The 14,163-nt window shown below is 72.1% G+C and carries 14 protein-coding genes; 10 read left to right on the forward strand and 4 right to left on the reverse strand.

Features of this window, described 5'->3' with window-relative positions; genetic code table 11:
* Positions 1 to 28 precede the first annotated feature (28 nt).
* The 7 genes from M1E25_RS07285 (at position 29) to M1E25_RS07315 (ending at position 7,602) form a co-directional block, all read left to right on the forward strand.
* Positions 29 to 904, forward strand: coding sequence for an AraC family transcriptional regulator (locus M1E25_RS07285; protein WP_251411487.1), 876 nt, complete (start codon positions 29 to 31; stop codon positions 902 to 904).
* Positions 905 to 985: 81 nt separating this feature from the next.
* Positions 986 to 1,735, forward strand: a complete 750-nt coding sequence (locus tag M1E25_RS07290) for a phytanoyl-CoA dioxygenase family protein (protein WP_251411490.1) — start codon at positions 986 to 988, stop codon at positions 1,733 to 1,735.
* 51 nt (positions 1,736 to 1,786) lie between these two features.
* Positions 1,787 to 2,890, forward strand: coding sequence for a Gfo/Idh/MocA family protein (locus M1E25_RS07295; protein ID WP_251411494.1), 1,104 nt, complete (start codon positions 1,787 to 1,789; stop codon positions 2,888 to 2,890).
* A 216-nt stretch (positions 2,891 to 3,106) separates the two neighbouring features.
* Positions 3,107 to 3,892 (forward strand): 6-phosphogluconolactonase, encoded by a 786-nt coding sequence (locus M1E25_RS07300; protein ID WP_251411497.1) that lies wholly within the window; start codon positions 3,107 to 3,109, stop codon positions 3,890 to 3,892.
* A 29-nt stretch (positions 3,893 to 3,921) separates the two neighbouring features.
* Positions 3,922 to 5,229, forward strand: a complete 1,308-nt coding sequence (locus M1E25_RS07305) for a family 4 glycosyl hydrolase (protein WP_251411500.1) — start codon at positions 3,922 to 3,924, stop codon at positions 5,227 to 5,229.
* On the forward strand, positions 5,226 to 6,335 hold the full coding sequence (locus tag M1E25_RS07310; protein WP_251411503.1) for an N-acetylglucosamine kinase: 1,110 nt from the start codon (positions 5,226 to 5,228) through the stop codon (positions 6,333 to 6,335). Before M1E25_RS07305 ends, M1E25_RS07310 begins: the two co-directional genes overlap by 4 nt.
* Entirely contained in the window at positions 6,319 to 7,602 is a 1,284-nt protein-coding gene (locus tag M1E25_RS07315) for an MFS transporter (protein ID WP_251411506.1), read from the forward strand. Before M1E25_RS07310 ends, M1E25_RS07315 begins: the two co-directional genes overlap by 17 nt.
* A 127-nt stretch (positions 7,603 to 7,729) precedes the next feature.
* Here M1E25_RS07315 and M1E25_RS07320 read toward each other — a convergent pair whose 3' ends face one another.
* The 4 genes from M1E25_RS07320 to M1E25_RS07335 are packed head-to-tail and all read right to left on the reverse strand — an operon-like array spanning position 7,730 to position 11,690.
* On the reverse strand, positions 7,730 to 8,848 hold the full coding sequence (locus M1E25_RS07320; RefSeq protein WP_251411507.1) for a Gfo/Idh/MocA family protein: 1,119 nt from the start codon (positions 8,846 to 8,848) through the stop codon (positions 7,730 to 7,732).
* On the reverse strand, positions 8,845 to 9,588 hold the full coding sequence (locus M1E25_RS07325; protein WP_251411510.1) for a sugar phosphate isomerase/epimerase family protein: 744 nt from the start codon (positions 9,586 to 9,588) through the stop codon (positions 8,845 to 8,847). Before M1E25_RS07325 ends, M1E25_RS07320 begins: the two co-directional genes overlap by 4 nt.
* A gap of 24 nt (positions 9,589 to 9,612) precedes the next feature.
* A complete protein-coding gene (locus M1E25_RS07330; protein ID WP_251411512.1) occupies positions 9,613 to 10,533 on the reverse strand; it encodes a sugar phosphate isomerase/epimerase family protein in 921 nt (306 codons plus the stop codon).
* Positions 10,530 to 11,690, reverse strand: a complete 1,161-nt coding sequence (locus M1E25_RS07335) for a Gfo/Idh/MocA family protein (protein WP_251411515.1) — start codon at positions 11,688 to 11,690, stop codon at positions 10,530 to 10,532. The genes M1E25_RS07330 and M1E25_RS07335 overlap by 4 nt, the downstream gene beginning before the upstream one ends.
* A 120-nt stretch (positions 11,691 to 11,810) precedes the next feature.
* Here M1E25_RS07335 and M1E25_RS07340 point away from each other — a divergent pair, with 120 nt between their 5' ends.
* The 3 genes from M1E25_RS07340 to M1E25_RS07350 all read left to right on the forward strand — a co-directional run bounded on the left by M1E25_RS07340 (position 11,811) and on the right by M1E25_RS07350 (position 14,019).
* Positions 11,811 to 12,992, forward strand: coding sequence for an ROK family transcriptional regulator (locus tag M1E25_RS07340; RefSeq protein ID WP_251411518.1), 1,182 nt, complete (start codon positions 11,811 to 11,813; stop codon positions 12,990 to 12,992).
* 127 nt (positions 12,993 to 13,119) lie between these two features.
* Positions 13,120 to 13,308: a hypothetical protein gene (locus M1E25_RS07345; RefSeq protein WP_251411521.1), complete on the forward strand. Its 189-nt coding sequence runs from the start codon at positions 13,120 to 13,122 to the stop codon at positions 13,306 to 13,308.
* Between the two features lie 45 nt (positions 13,309 to 13,353).
* Positions 13,354 to 14,019, forward strand: coding sequence for a DUF3995 domain-containing protein (locus M1E25_RS07350; RefSeq protein ID WP_251411523.1), 666 nt, complete (start codon positions 13,354 to 13,356; stop codon positions 14,017 to 14,019).
* Positions 14,020 to 14,163 lie beyond the last annotated feature (144 nt).

The raw sequence follows: 14,163 nt of genomic DNA on the forward strand, positions 1-14,163 counted from the left end.
GCCCCGGCCCTGGGGAGGAGGAGAACCGATGGCGCATGTCGACCACGTCGGTACCTGGCACGAGGCGTCGTTCCGGCTCGTCGAGACCTACGACGTGACGGTCGGCGCGGACTGGCGGATCGACCTGGACGTGCAGCCGTACGGCGAGATCGTCCAGGTCCTCTCCGGCTGCTGCCGGTTCGTCCTGGGCGAGCAGTCGGCCGACGTCGGCCCCGGGGAGCTGGGCATCCTGCTCCCCGGGGTAGCCCGGTCCACGATCGCGGTCGGCGGGGAGCCGCTGCGCTTCGCCGGGTTCGGCTTCCGCGTCGAACTGTTCGGCGCCGTCGAGCTCTCGGGTCTGCTCGGTCTCCCGATCCGTATCGCCGCCCCCGACGGCGCCGCGGTCCGCCTCCTGCACGAGGCGGTCCGCAGCGGCCGGTCCCCGAGCCCCGGGTCCGCGCTGCGGGCCCGGGGCCACGCGGAACTCGCGACCGCCGAACTCGTCGACCGGCACGGCGACGTGGGCACCGTACCCGGCAGTCGGCGTCCGGAGATCGAGGCGGCACTCGGGCTGATGGAGCGGGACCTGTCCGAGGATCTCGACATCGCCACCCTGGCCCGCTCGGCGAACCTGTCGCCCAAGCACTTCGCCCGCTGTTTCAAGGACGTCGTCGGCGTCCCGCCGATGGCCTACCTGCAGGCGCTGCGGCTCAGCCGCGCCCGCGCGGCGCTGGCCACCACCCGGGGCACCGCGACGGCCATCGCGGTCGAGCACGGCTTCGCCGACGCCGCCCACTTCTCGCGCGCCTTCAAGCGCACCTACGGCCTCACCCCCACCCATTTCCGCAGGCTGTCGGCTTCGTCGAGCGGCGCGCCCGCCTATGGCCGGCCGGCCCAGGAGTCCTCCTTGCAGGCAACGGGATGAGCCTCCGGGACAAGACCGGCGGGCCCCCGGTCGGCGACGGTGGAGTCCTCGCCCCCGAGTCCACGCAGGAAGGAGCGGTCGATGACCGTGCACGATGCCGCGCCGGTGAACGACGTGCAGCGCGAGGCGTACCTGCGGGACGGCTTCCTCGTCCTGGAGAGCCTGACCTCCGCGGCGGAGGCCGCGTCGCTCCAGGACGTCTACGACCGGCTGTTCGAGCCCGGCTCGGGAATCGCCGAGCGGGACCACCTCGAACTCGCCGGCGACCCGGACGGCGCGCCCCTGCTGCCGCAGATCCTGAGCCCCGACAGCTACGCCACCGAACTCCGCGAGACCGAGGCGTACCGCAACGCCGCTCTCGTGGCGCGGAGTCTGCTCGGCCCCGAGGCCGTCCCGACCGGGATGCATGCCATCCGCAAGCCCGCGCACCACGGCGTGGAGACCCCGTGGCACCAGGACGAGGCGTACTGGGACCCGGCCCGACGCCACCGGGCCCTCAGCATCTGGATGCCGCTCCAGGAAGCCACCGAGGACAACGGCTGCATGGAGTTCCAGCCCGGCAGCCACCGGTTGCCCGTGCTGGAGCACCGGTTGATCCATCCGGACGCGCACGGGCTGGTCCTCGCCGACACCGGTGCGGTCACGGGGCCGGTCGTCTGCCCGCTGCAGCCGGGCGGCGCCACGGTCCATGACGCCCGCACCCTGCACTACGCCGGGCCGAACGCCACGAGTGAGCCGAGACGCGCGTTGATCATGTCCTTCGCGTGTCCGTCCGAACCGCTCGACGAGCCCCGCAGTTTCCCCTGGCAGCGTCCCGAGTGGTCGTCCTGAACGTCACCACCCCACGCCCCGGCACCCCACCCCTGGAAGGAAGTTGACGCCATGACCCTGAGCCTCGGTGTGCTCGGACTCGGCAGCGTGTTCTCCGGTCCGTACGCAGCACTGATCACCCGTCTCTCCCAGGAGAACCGGGTACGCCTGGTCGCCGGCTACGACCCGGATCCCGCCAAGCGGGAGGCGGCGGCGGACCGGTTCGGGATGGACACCTCGATCGATGGTCCCCAGGGCCTGATCGACCGCGACGACGTCGACATCGTGCTCGTCCTCACCAGCATGAACGAGCACGGGGCGCTGGCCCGCGCCGCGCTCGAGGCGGGCAAGCACGTCCTGGTCGAGAAGCCGATGTCCACCTCCCTCGAGGAGGCCGCCGAGCTGATGAAGGCCGCCGAGACCGCACCGGGGCTGCTCGTCTGCGCCCCGCACGTCGCCCTGTCGCCCACCTACCAGGAGATGCACAAGCGGGTGCGGAACGGGGAGATCGGCGATCTCCACCTGGGCCGGTCCCGGTACGGCTGGTCGGGCCCGTGGTGGGGGCGCTGGTTCTACGAGTCCGGCGGCGGCGCGCTGTTCGACCTCGGCGTCTACAACCTCACCAGCCTGTGCGGGTTCTTCGGCCCGGTGCGGCGCGTGACCGCCATGGTGGGCACGGCCGTCGCCAAGCGCGAGGCCGAGGGCGAGATGGTCCCGGTCCGGGCGGACGACAACGCCCACGTCGTGCTGGACTTCGGCGACGCCCGCTTCGCCTCGATCGCCACGGGCTTCACCATGCAGAAGTACAAGTCGCCGGCCGTGGAGTTGTACGGCTCCCGGGGGACGCTGCAGATGCTGGGCGACGACTGGGCGCCCGACGGGTTCGAGCAGTGGTCCAACGAGCGCGGCTCGTGGGAGATCGTCCCCGAGTCGAACCCGCAGTGGCCGTGGACCGACGGTCTGCGTCACCTCGTGGAGTGCATCGAGAACGGCACGCCGACCGTAACCCGCCCCGAGCACGCCTACCACGCGCTCGAAGTGATGCTGGCTGCCCAGCGGTCGGCGGCCGAGGGGCGCGTCGTCGAGATCGGCAGCACCTTCCCCGACTTCGTCTACGCCGCCGAGACCGCTGAGGACGGGAACGACCGCGCGAAGCACGACCCGCGCTCCTCCTGAACCGCCCGGGCTCCCCGCTCGTGACCTGACGGACGAACGGGGCGCCCGGGGCCGCGGCTCGGCCGGGCAGGAGACGGTCCGCGCAGGGCGGCACCGGAACATGCCGGGATGTCGGAGGCCGACTGCCCGAGCTCCGGCGCCCGCAGCCCGTGACCAGACCGGTCAGACCGACAGTGTTCCCGTTGACAACTGGTTCGCAAAGGAGTTGCCGTGCGTGTGACCCCGACCGTGTTCCCCGACCCGGAGAGCCTGGGAGCCGCGCTCGCCGCACGAATCGCCGACGGCATCGCCGCCGCATCGGCCGGCCGCCGCCCTTACGTGCTGGGCTGCCCCGGCGGCCGCAGTCTGCTGACCACCTACCACGCCCTGGCCGACGAGGTGCGAGCCCGGCGGCTGCCCCTCGGACACCTGGTGGTCGCGATGATGGACGAGTACGCCGAGCCGCAGCCCGACGGCACGTTCCGGCACGTCGACCCGTCCGCGGCGCACAGTTGCGTGCGCTTCGGCCGCGACGAGATCCTCCGGCGCCTCAACGCCGCGGCGCTCGGCACCGGCATCAACCCCGACCGTTTCCTGGTGCCCGATCCGGCCGATCCCGCCGCGTTCGACCGGCGCATCGCCGAACTCGGCGGCGTCGAGCTGTTCCTGCTCGCCTCGGGAGCAGGCGACGGACACATCGCCTTCAACCCGGCCGGAACCCATCGCGACGCCCCCACCCGCGTGGTCGCGCTCGCCGAGCAGACCCGCCGGGACAACCTGGCCACCTTCGCCGGCTTCGGCGGCCGGCTGGAGAACGTGCCGCGCCACGGCGTCACCGTCGGCACCGGAACCATCCGCGCGCAGTCGCACAGCGTCGTGATGGTGGCGCACGGCGCACACAAGGCCGAAGCGGTGCGGCGGCTCACCGCGGCCGAGCACTACGAACCCGACTGGCCCGCCACCGTCGTCACCGAGTGCGCCGACCCCCTGCTGTACGTCGACCTCGCCGCCGCCCGCTCCTGACCCCGCAGATCGCAGCCCCAAGGAGAATCATGGCCCGCATCAAGATCGCATATCTCGGCGGCGGTTCCTCGCGCGCGCCCGGCACCATGGCCTCGTTCGTCCACCACGGGGAGGAGTTCGACGGCTCGGAGTTCGTCCTGATCGACCTGGACCCCGACCGTCTGGAGGTGGTGCGGACGATGACCGAGAAGATGGCCGCCCACGCCGGACTGGACATCACCGTCACCGCCACGACCGACCGGCGGGAGGGCGTACGCGACGTCGACGCCGTGCTCTCCAGCTTCCGCCCCGGCGGCTTCGAGGCGCGGGCTCTCGACGAGCGCATCCCGCTCAAGTACGGCGTGATCGGCCAGGAGACCCAGGGTCCCGGCGGCATGATGATGGCCCTGCGCTCGGTCCAGGTGATGAAGGGCCTGTGCGAGGACCTTGCCGACGTCGCCCCCCGCGCCCGCATCTTCAACTACACCAACCCGGTCAACATCGTCTCGCAGGCCGTGTCCGACCACACGGACATCCCCGTGGTGTCGTTCTGCGAGGGGCCGATCTTCTTCCCGCACTCGGTCGCGCGGGCCGCCGGACTGGAACCGGACCGCCTGAAGGCCACCATGGCCGGCCTCAACCACAACTGCTGGGCCGCCGAGGCCAGCTACGACGGCGAGGACGCCTTCCCGATCCTGCGCGAGCGCTGGCAGGCCCTCAAGGACGACCCGGCCGCCGAGCCCTTCCTCAAGCGCGTGCTGCACCTCGCCGTCGCCATGAACGCCATCCCCGCCGACTACTTCGGCTACTACTACTACCGGGACGAGATCCTGCGGCAGCTCCAACTCGCGCCCACCACCCGGTCCGAGGACATCATGGCCGAGCTCCCGGACTACTGGACGCACTACCGTGACCAGGCCGCCTCCGCCGCGCCGCAGCTCGACCCGGCCCGCTCCCGCGGGGGCATCCACGAGCTGGAGCTGGCCATCGACGCGATGAACGCCTTCTACAACGACACCGGCGCACGGTTGCCGTTCAACGTCCCCAACACCGGTGGCGTCCTCCCCGGGTTCGAGGAGCGAACCGTGGTCGAACTCTGGGGCACGGTCGACGCGAAGGGTTTCCACCCGGAACCGCAGAAGCCGCTGCCGCGTTCCGGCCTCGGTCTGACCCAGCAGCTCGCCCAGTACCAGATGCTCGCCGCCGACGCCGCATGGGACGGCGACCGGACGGACGCCGTACGGGCCATGGCCGCGCACCCGCTCGTCCCGTCGCTGCCCGTCGCCGAGGCGCTCTACGACGAGATGGCCGCCGCTCAGGCCGCCTGGCTCCCGCAGCGGCTCCACCCCTCCCGATGACGCGCCTCTACCTCGGCGTCGACGCCGGGAACAGCAAGACCGCGGCCCTGGTCTGCGACGCGACGGGCGAGATAGTGGGAGCGGGCCGGGCCGGCTGCGGCGACATCTACGGCGCCGAGACCCCGCAGGCAGCGGTCGCCGCGGTGCTGGCAGCCGTCGGCGACGCCCTCGCCGAAGCGGGAGCGGGGCCGGACCGGTTGGCGGGAGCGGCGCTGCGGCTGGCGGGCGTGGACTGGCCTGAGGACCGCGAGTTCTGGCAGGCAGCGCTGGCGGAACGCTGGCGGTGCAGGCTGCCCTGCTCGATCCTCAACGACGGCTATGCCGCCATCCGTTGCGGCGAGCCGTCGGGCCGGGGTGTCGCGCTCGTCGGTGGCACCGCCGCGGCCGTCGCCGCCCGCGGGGACGACGGCCGGCTGTGGGACCTCGGCATGTGGAGCCAGCACGCGATGGGCGCCATGGGGCTGGCCCACGAGGCGGTCCGGGCGATCGCGCTGGCGGAGCTCGGCGAAGCCCCGGCCACCCGGCTGACGCAGGACCTGCCGGCCTTCTACGGTCTGGAGTCGGTGCGCGAGCTGATGCACTGGTTCACCCGCCGGGTCGGCTCGCCCGGGTTCGCGGAGCGAGTGCGCTGCGCGCCGGCCGTCACCGATGCGGCGACGGCCGGTGACCCGGTGGCCCGGGCGATCGTGGGCGAACAGGGGAGACGTTTCGCCCGCTACGCGAGGGTCGCGGCCCGTCAGGTCGGTCTGCTGGACACGGGCCAGGCGGTTGGTGTCGTGCTCGCAGGCTCGGTGCTCCAGGCCCCGGGCTCGCCGGTGGTGACCGCGCTGCTGGAGCACCTGGGCGAGTGCGTGCCGCATGCCGTCGTGCACCGGGCCCAACTGCCGCCGGTGGCAGGGGCGTTGCTTGACGCCCTGGCCGAGGGCGGCCTGCCCGCCGACCCTGCCGTTCGGGACCGGATCGTGGCGAGCACGGGCCTGGCGCGCCCGAACACGTTCCCGGCGGCGCGGTCCCCGGCCGAGCCTCGGCCGGGACCACACAGGTTTGCGGGGACGGCCTCGATATCAGGACATGGTGGGAAGGCGGCCGATGCCCGGGCAAGGTGACGTGGTGTCGCAGCCCGCGACGTCGCCGGGTGCGCTCGGAGAAGCGCGCCCACTACGGCGCAATCGGGACTTCAGGCTGCTGTGGACCGGGCAGGCCCTGTCCTCGTTGGGATCGAGCATGACCACGGTCGTGTATCCGCTGCTCGCCCTGGGCGCGACCCACTCGGCGACGATGGCCGGGGTGGTCGGCTTCGCGGGCATGGCCGCCGCCGCGCTGATGCGGCTGCCGGCGGGGGTCCTGGCGGACCGGTACCCCCTCAAGCCGCTGATGGTCGTGCCCGACCTCGCGCGCGCGGCCACCACCCTGTCGATCGTGGTCGTGATCCTGACCGGGCACGTCACCCTGGCGCACCTGCTCGTCGCCGCCGTGCTCGGTTCGGTCTGCGGCGCGCTCTTCGACTCGGCGCAGGCCGTCGCGGTCCGTCACGTCGTCCCGGCCGAGCAGCTGCCGAACGCGCTTGCGTACAACGAGGCCCGGGGTCACCTCGCCGGTCTCGCGGGGCAGCCGTCGGGCGGGTATCTGTACGGCGTCGGCGCCGCCGTGCCGGTCCTGGCGGATGCCGTCTCCTACCTCGCGTGCGCGGGTCTGACCTCGCTGGTGCGCAGCCCGATGCGGAGCAGCCAGGCGCCGGAGCGTCTCCGTACGCTCTGGCGTGACATCCCCGTCGGGCTGCGGTACGTGGCGTCGTCCCCGTTCCTGCGCGTCACCCTGGCGTGTGCCGTCGGCTTCAGTGTCGTCTTCGCCGGCCTCACCATCGCCGTCATCGCCCTGCAGGGCACCGGCGGTGACGCCGCGTTCCACGTCGGCGCGGCGCTCAGCATGGGGGCGCTCGGTGGGATCCTCGGGGCGTGGGCCTCGCCCCAACTGACCAAGCGCCTGACTCCTGCCGTGCTGGTGTATGTGTTCGGCTGGACCTGTTGCGTCGCGCTCGTGCTGCTCGGACAGGTCCAGGACACCTATGTGATCGGCGCGTTGCTGGCCTTGATGTTCTTCGTCGCCACGCCGGCCAACGCGACGCTCTTCGCGGCGCAGATCGACATCACGCCGCCCGAGTTGCAAGGCCGGGTCGTCAGCGCGGCGATGCTCGCGGCCGGGGTCGCCGGGCCCGCCGGGCCGCCGCTCGCCGGGCTGCTGCTCGACAACGCCGGGCAGGCGCCGACGTTCCTCCTCTTCGCCGCCCTGGCCGCGGCGCTCACGATCGTCATGCACCTGAGCACCCCGGTCCGGACCATGCACCGACCGGGCACCGCTCCGAAAGCCGGCTGACAGCCCGGCTGCCGAACCCCCGCAGTCGGACTTGTTGAGCTGACTCCACCAGACCGAGGGCACATCAGGGCGAGAAAGCCGGAGCCGGCTCCGGCGGGGCCACCAGGACTGTGGCCCCGCCGTCTGCTCACAGCGTCTTCGCGTGCGGGTCCCAGTCCGCGGGCAGCGGCTCCGGGGTGTCGCAGGGCGAGGCGACCGCCCAGAACTCGCCCGACTCCGCCGACGCCTCGATCGCCGACATGGTGTCGAGCACGTGCAGCGCCATGTCGCCCGACGCCCGGTGACCGGTACCGGCCCGCAACGACCGGGCCATGTCCAGCACACCGATGCCGCGCCCGGCGTCCGTGCCCTCGACCGGCAGGTCGCGCCAGTCCTCGTCTCCGGGACCGCGGATCTTCAGGGCGCCGGTGAAGGTGTTGGGGTCGGGGACCGACAACGTCCCCTCGGTACCGGTGATCTCGATCATCGTCCGGGGCAGGGCCGAGTCGAAGCTGAACGCCGACGACGCGCTCGCCCCTGTCGCGAAGTCCAGCAGCGCGGTGACGTGCGTCGGTACCTCGACCGGAAAGGCGGTGCCCGCCTTCGGCCCCGATCCGATGACCCGCTGCGCCCTGCCCTGGCGAGCCGTCGCCGCCACCCGCTCGACCGGGCCGAACAGCGACACCAGTGCCGTCAGGTAGTAGGGACCGATGTCGAACAGGGGCCCCGCTCCCCGTTGGAAGAGGAACTCCGGGCTGGGATGCCAGCTCTCCGGGCCCGGGCTGAGCGTGGCGGTGGCCGCGGATATCGGTGTGCCGATCGAACCCGCGTCGATCGCCCGGCGGGCCGACTGGATGCCCGCGCCGAGGAACGTGTCCGGCGCGCAGCCCACCCGCAGTCCGCGCTGCGCTGCCTCGGCGAGCAGGCTCTCGCCCTCGATGTGCTCGAGGACCAGCGGCTTCTCCCCGTAGACGTGCTTGCCCGCGCGCAGCGCGGTCTGCGCGACGACTCCGTGCGCGGCCGGGACCGTCAGGTTGACGGCGATCTCCACCTCGGGCAGGGACAGCACCCGGTCGACGTCCCCGGCCACCTCCACCCCGTACTTCTCGGCCTGAGTCTCGGCCCGTGCGCTGTCCAGGTCGGCGACGGCGACCACCCGGACGTCCGGGAAGGAAGTGAGAGCCTGCAGGTACTGGTCGCTGATGACCCCGGCACCGATCAGGGCGACGCCCACCGGCCCCGATGCGGCCGGGCTTCCGGTCGTCATGCGCCCTCCAGCGAGGTGAGGTAGGTGCGGCTCTCGCCCAGGGCCTCGAAGATGTCGGTGGCGCACTCGTCCAGTTCGACGACCCGCCACGCCTCCGGGCGGGCGGCGAGGATCTGCGGCACCGGGAGGGTGCCGGCGCCGACCGCGGTGTGCGGTTCGCCCTTGACGCCCGGCCCGTCCTTGACGTGCAGGGCGAGCACCCGGTCGCCGAGCCGTTCCAGGACGGCCGGGACGTCGGCTCCGCCGACGTACGCCCAGTAGGTGTCGACCTCCAGGAACACCTCGGGCTCCAGCAGCTCGGCGAGGGCCTCCAGGCCGTGCTTGCCGTCCACGACGGGCTCGACCTCCCACCAGTGGTTGTGGTAACCGATCCGCTGACCGTACGAAGAGGCCTGCTGGGCAAGGCCGTTGAGGAGGTCGGCGGCCCGGGCCGGCCCGTCGCGGGTGGTGAAGTCCTCGTCCGGGATACCGGCGGGAAGGATCACGAGATCGGTGCCGAGGGTCGCCGCGGCCTCGAACACCTCGCCCGGGGCGTCGCCGAGCAGGTCCATGGCGTGGACGCTCGAGACCGTCAGTCCCAGGTCGTCGGCGACCGTGCGGAAGCCCTTCGGGTCGGCGGTCGGCTGGAACGGCTCGACGGCTCCGTAACCGAGGCCGGCGATGCGGCGCAGCACTCCGTCGCGATCGCCGGCCAGTGCCTCGCGAACCGTGTAGAGCTGCACCGACAGGGGACGTGCCATCAGGGTGTCTCCTCGTGGGGTGGATCAGGCGACGATGAGCGGACGCAGGGTCCGGTGGGCGATGACGAGGCCCTGCTTGACCTTCTCCTCGTCACTGCCCCAGACCGGGTCCTCGTGTTCGACGGAGAGGGTTCCGGTGAAGCCGCCCTCGTAGAGCGTGTCGACGACCGAGCGCCAGTCGACGTCGCCGAGGCCGGGCACCCGGTAGCGCCACCAGCCCATGTCCCACGGGTCGTCGCGTTCGGCGGCCTTGCCGAAGAAGCCGTAGCGGTTGCGCGCCCGCGGGTCGAGCTGGGCGTCCTTGGCCTGGGCGTGCGGGATCCGGTCCACGTACGGGCGCAGGGCCTCGACCGGGTCGATGCCCAGCCACATCAGGTGCGAGGGGTCGTAGTTGAGGTAGAAGCCGAGCGAGAAGATCCACTCCCACAGCTCGGGGGAGTAGGCGAGGTTGCCCGGGTAGCCGTCGGGGTGCCACCCCTCCATCACGCAGTTCTCGATGATGAGCTTCACGCCGCGCTCGCCCGCGTACTCGACCAGCGGCGGCAGCACCTGGTTGCCGAGCTCGATGTTCTCGCGCACCGACCGGCCGGGGTCGCGGCCGATGAACGTGCCCACGTACGGGACGCCGAGCAGCTGCGCGGTGTCGATGTTGCGGCGCACGTGCTCGGCGATCTCGGCGCGGCGCTTCTCGTCCGGGTGCAGGTTGTTCTCGTAGTAGGCGAGGGCCGAGATCTCCAGGCCGTGGCCGTCGAGCAGGGTGCGGACCTGCTCGGCGTCGCGGTCGGTGAAGGAGGCCACATCGAGGTGGCTGGCCTCGAAGTCGCGGGAGCCGGTCGCGGGCCAGGTCGCGACCTCCAGGGCGTCGTAGTCGTGCTCGGCCGCCCAGGCGGCGATGCGCTCCAGCGGTACCTGCGGCAGGCAGGCGGTGAGAAAGCCGAGTTTCATGGGGTGGGTACCTCTGTCCAGGTTCGGGTCCGGGCGGCGGCGAGCACCGCGTCGGTCAGGGCCGCCGTGCGGGCGGCGTCCTCGAAGGTGGGGAACGACGGACCGCCGTCGGCACCGCCGCCGCGCACGGCGGTGTGGACATCGGCGACGAAGGCGGCGAAGCAGTCCCGGTAGCCCATCGGATGGCCGGGGGGCACCACGGACAGCCGGGCTGCTTCGGGGGCGAGGACGGCGGCGTCCCGCACCACGGTCTCGCTGGTGCGGCGGCTTCCGACGAGCAGTGATTCGGGGTTCTCCTGGTCGAAGGTCACCGAGGCGTCGGCGCCGTCCACCTCGAACCACAGCCGGTTCTTGCGGCCGGGGGAGACCTGGGAGACCAGCAGGGTGCCGCTCGCTCCGAGGTCGGTGCGGAACAGCACGTGCGCGAGGTCCTCGGTGCGCACTGCCTGCCGGGGCGCGGCCGGTCCGGACTCGTCGGCTTCGCAGGTGGCGCTGAATGTCCTGGCAGCGACGGCGCTGCGCTCGGCGAGCACGGTGTCGGTCAGGGCGGTGAGTTCGGCGATCCGGTGCCCGCTGACCCACTCGACGAGGTCGCACCAGTGCGAGCCGATGTCGGCGAACGCGCGGGACGGGCCGCCGACGGCCGCGTCCACCCGCCAGTTGTTGTCGGCCTGTTCGGACAGCCAGTCCTGGAGGTAGTGGCCGTGCAGCAGGCGCACCTTGCCCAGCGCCCCGGAACGGACCCGGGCCCGGGCCTCGGCCGCCATCGGGTGGTAGCGGTAGACGAACGGCACGGCGGCCACCGCGCCGTGGCTCGCGGCCAGGTCGGCCAGGGCGCGTGCGTCCCCGGCGGAGGTCGCCAGCGGCTTCTCGCACACGACGTGCTTGCCCGCGCGCAGAGCGAGTTCGGCCAGCGGCCGGTGCGAGTCGTTCGGCGTGCAGATGTGGACGACGTCGACGTCGTCGCTGGTCACCAGCTCCTCGGAGTCCGCGAAGGCGCGTTCGGTGCCGAGTTCTGCGGCGGCGGCCCGGCCGCGTTCCGGGGTCGAGGCGGAGATGCCGGTGATCCGCGCCCCGGCTCTGCGGGCCGCGTCGAGATGCACGCGGGCGATCATGCCGGCGCCGGCGATGGCCACCCTCAGGGGAACTTCGGTCAACGCAGCCTCCCAATCGACGGTTGCCCGAATGTAATGGCCGTGAATTAGGCTGACAACATCAAAAGTTCGGCTAGTTTTTGACATAAAGATCGGTCCCTGCTGGGGCGGAGCGGAGGCGGCATGGCCGGGCCCATCGGGGAGCGCCACCTGGGCACGTTGAGCGAGCTGGCCGTCCTCGTCGCCACCGGAGCCGCCACCACCCGGGGTGCCCTGGCGGCCGCCACCGGGTTGTCCCGCGCCGGAATCTCCCAGCGGATCGACCAGTTGATCTCGCACGGCCTCATGGTGGAGAGCGGCTCGTCGGCCGCCGCCCGCGGACGTCCCCCGCTCACCCTGCGGATCAGCCCCGACCTCGGAGTGGTGTGCGCGGTGGACCTGGGTGCCACCCGCTGCCGCCTGGCCCTCACCGACCTCGGCGGGGCCGTCCTGGAACACGCCGTGGAGGAGATCGACATCGGCGAGGGACCGGAGCGCATCCTCGCCCGGACCGACGACCTCCTCGGCACCCTGCTGGTGAGGACGGGACGGACTGCCGGCGACGTGCGCGCGATGGCCATCGGGGTGCCGGGGCCGGTGGACTTCGCCACCGGGACGGTGGTCCGCCCGCCGATCATGCCCGGCTGGGACGGCTGCCGGGTTCCCGCGTTCTTCGCCGGTGGCTACGACGCACCGGTGCTCGTCGACAACGACGTGAATCTCATGGCACTCGGCGAGGTCGGCCGGCACGGCTCCGCGGAACACCTGCTGTACGTCAAGGCGGGCACCGGCATCGGCTGCGGGATCGTCTCCGGCGGCCGGCTCCACCGTGGTGCCGCCGGAGCCGCCGGCGACATCGGCCACATCCGGGTACCCGGTCACGAGGACGTCCTGTGCCACTGCGGCTCCACCGGCTGCGTCGAGGCGGTCGCTTCGGGCCGGGCCCTGGTCGCGGCGCTGCGGGAGGCCGGACTCGAGGTGAACAGCACCGCGGATGTGGTCCGTCTGGTGTCCGAGGGCAACCCGCCGGCCCGCCGTCTGGTGCGCACGGCCGGTGAACGCATCGGCGAGGTGCTCGCCGCCGCCGTGAGTTTCCACAATCCGGACGTCGTCGTCCTCGGGGGAAGCATGGCGGCCCTGCACGAGGATCTCCTCGCCGACATCCGCGGGGTCGTCTACCGGCGGGCGCTGCCGCTCGCAACCCGGTCGCTGTCCATCGAGACCTCCTCGCTCGGGGACCGGGCCGGCACCGAGGGCGGCTACCGGCTGGCGCTGGACCACCTGTTGACACCCGCCGGCCTCGGCCGGCTCCTGGGGCAGGGGTGACCCGGCGGGGAGAAAGCCGGTGCGGTGCCCATGCTCCGGGAGTAGCGTCGGCGCCCATGACGACGCCTCCCCGCACCCGGCCTCCCTACGGTGCAGGGTCTCCCGCACGGTCTCCTCGACGGCCTGCATGAACCCCGACGGCATGGAGCCGAGTTCGACGGCCGGCCGGAAGACCACCGCCTGCGTCGAGGCGGCCGCTTCGGGAGAGGACGGTGCCGTCGAACGGGAGACGGTCGACAATGGCAGCGCAGAGTCGGCGATCCGTGGAACGGACTTCCTCGTCGAAAATTCCGGTCTGCGTATCGGTGCCGACTGATACTGTTTTTCCGGTCCGATCAGGTTTCAGGCGCAAGGATTTCGCATGACATCCGAAGGACCCGTATCGGCCGAGAGCGATGTTCATGCACGTGAGCGTTCTCAGGAAGCAGTCCGGCCGGCGCCCCGACCGGTCTGGGTTCATTCGGCGTTCGCTTTCACGCTTCTCTTCACGGCGATCCACGTCTACTGGGCGGTCGGTGGCACCTGGGGGCTGCCGCTTGCGGTGATGCAGGCGCAGGCGCAGGCCACGACCAAGGCGGCCAACGCGGTCGTGTCCGTCATCATGGTGATCGGCGCGGTCTGGGTCCTCGCGCTGAACCACCCGGTCGGCCGGCGGATTCCCGCCTTCGTCCTGCTGGCGCCGCTCTGGGCCGGGGCTGTCGTGTGCGTCTCCCACGCCGTCTTCGGATTCGCCACGAAAATCCTCTACCTGAACGGCCGGCACGGCGCGGTCGACTTCCCCGTGGTGCCCGGTGTCGACGCGGCTACGGCGGCCGACAGCAACCGCCTCTCCGCCCTGCAGGACATCCTGGTGTTCGAGCCGTGCTTCCTGATCCAGGGCGTGTTGCTCGCGCTGGCTGCCCGGCAGTTCATCCGCACCCCGGCCGGCCGTCGCACATGGTCGGTGTCGGTGATCGTGGGGATCGCGGTGATCGACGTATTCGGTGCCGTGCTCTCGTTCGGCGACATGCACTTCGCGATTTCCTGACCGCCGCCTTCCCACCCTTGCAGGCGGCGGAGAGACCGGCCGGGCGGGCGAGTTCGTCGACCGTTGATTCCGGGTGGCGGCCCTGTCCTCAGGCCGGGGAGCCCGTCAAGTGGTTCGCGGTCGTTGCGCAGCGGAGTTCCGGAC

This window comes from Streptomyces meridianus (genome assembly GCF_023703325.1).
GTDB classification, from domain to species: Bacteria; Actinomycetota; Actinomycetes; order Streptomycetales; family Streptomycetaceae; genus Streptomyces; species Streptomyces meridianus.

What these genes read in the sequence shown, in the direction of transcription:
- M1E25_RS07285 (WP_251411487.1), top strand. Translation starts at nt 29, where the DNA reads ATGGCGCATGTCGACCACGTCGGTACCTGGCACGAGGCGTCGTTCCGG.
- M1E25_RS07290 (WP_251411490.1), top strand. Translation starts at nt 986, where the DNA reads ATGACCGTGCACGATGCCGCGCCGGTGAACGACGTGCAGCGCGAGGCG.
- M1E25_RS07295 (WP_251411494.1), top strand. Translation starts at nt 1,787, where the DNA reads ATGACCCTGAGCCTCGGTGTGCTCGGACTCGGCAGCGTGTTCTCCGGT.
- M1E25_RS07305 (WP_251411500.1), top strand. Translation starts at nt 3,922, where the DNA reads ATGGCCCGCATCAAGATCGCATATCTCGGCGGCGGTTCCTCGCGCGCG.
- M1E25_RS07310 (WP_251411503.1), top strand. Translation starts at nt 5,226, where the DNA reads ATGACGCGCCTCTACCTCGGCGTCGACGCCGGGAACAGCAAGACCGCG.
- M1E25_RS07315 (WP_251411506.1), top strand. Translation starts at nt 6,319, where the DNA reads ATGCCCGGGCAAGGTGACGTGGTGTCGCAGCCCGCGACGTCGCCGGGT.
- M1E25_RS07320 (WP_251411507.1), bottom strand. Translation starts at nt 8,848, where the DNA reads ATGACGACCGGAAGCCCGGCCGCATCGGGGCCGGTGGGCGTCGCCCTG.
- M1E25_RS07325 (WP_251411510.1), bottom strand. Translation starts at nt 9,588, where the DNA reads ATGGCACGTCCCCTGTCGGTGCAGCTCTACACGGTTCGCGAGGCACTG.
- M1E25_RS07330 (WP_251411512.1), bottom strand. Translation starts at nt 10,533, where the DNA reads ATGAAACTCGGCTTTCTCACCGCCTGCCTGCCGCAGGTACCGCTGGAG.
- M1E25_RS07340 (WP_251411518.1), top strand. Translation starts at nt 11,811, where the DNA reads ATGGCCGGGCCCATCGGGGAGCGCCACCTGGGCACGTTGAGCGAGCTG.
- M1E25_RS07345 (WP_251411521.1), top strand. Translation starts at nt 13,120, where the DNA reads ATGAACCCCGACGGCATGGAGCCGAGTTCGACGGCCGGCCGGAAGACC.
- M1E25_RS07350 (WP_251411523.1), top strand. Translation starts at nt 13,354, where the DNA reads ATGACATCCGAAGGACCCGTATCGGCCGAGAGCGATGTTCATGCACGT.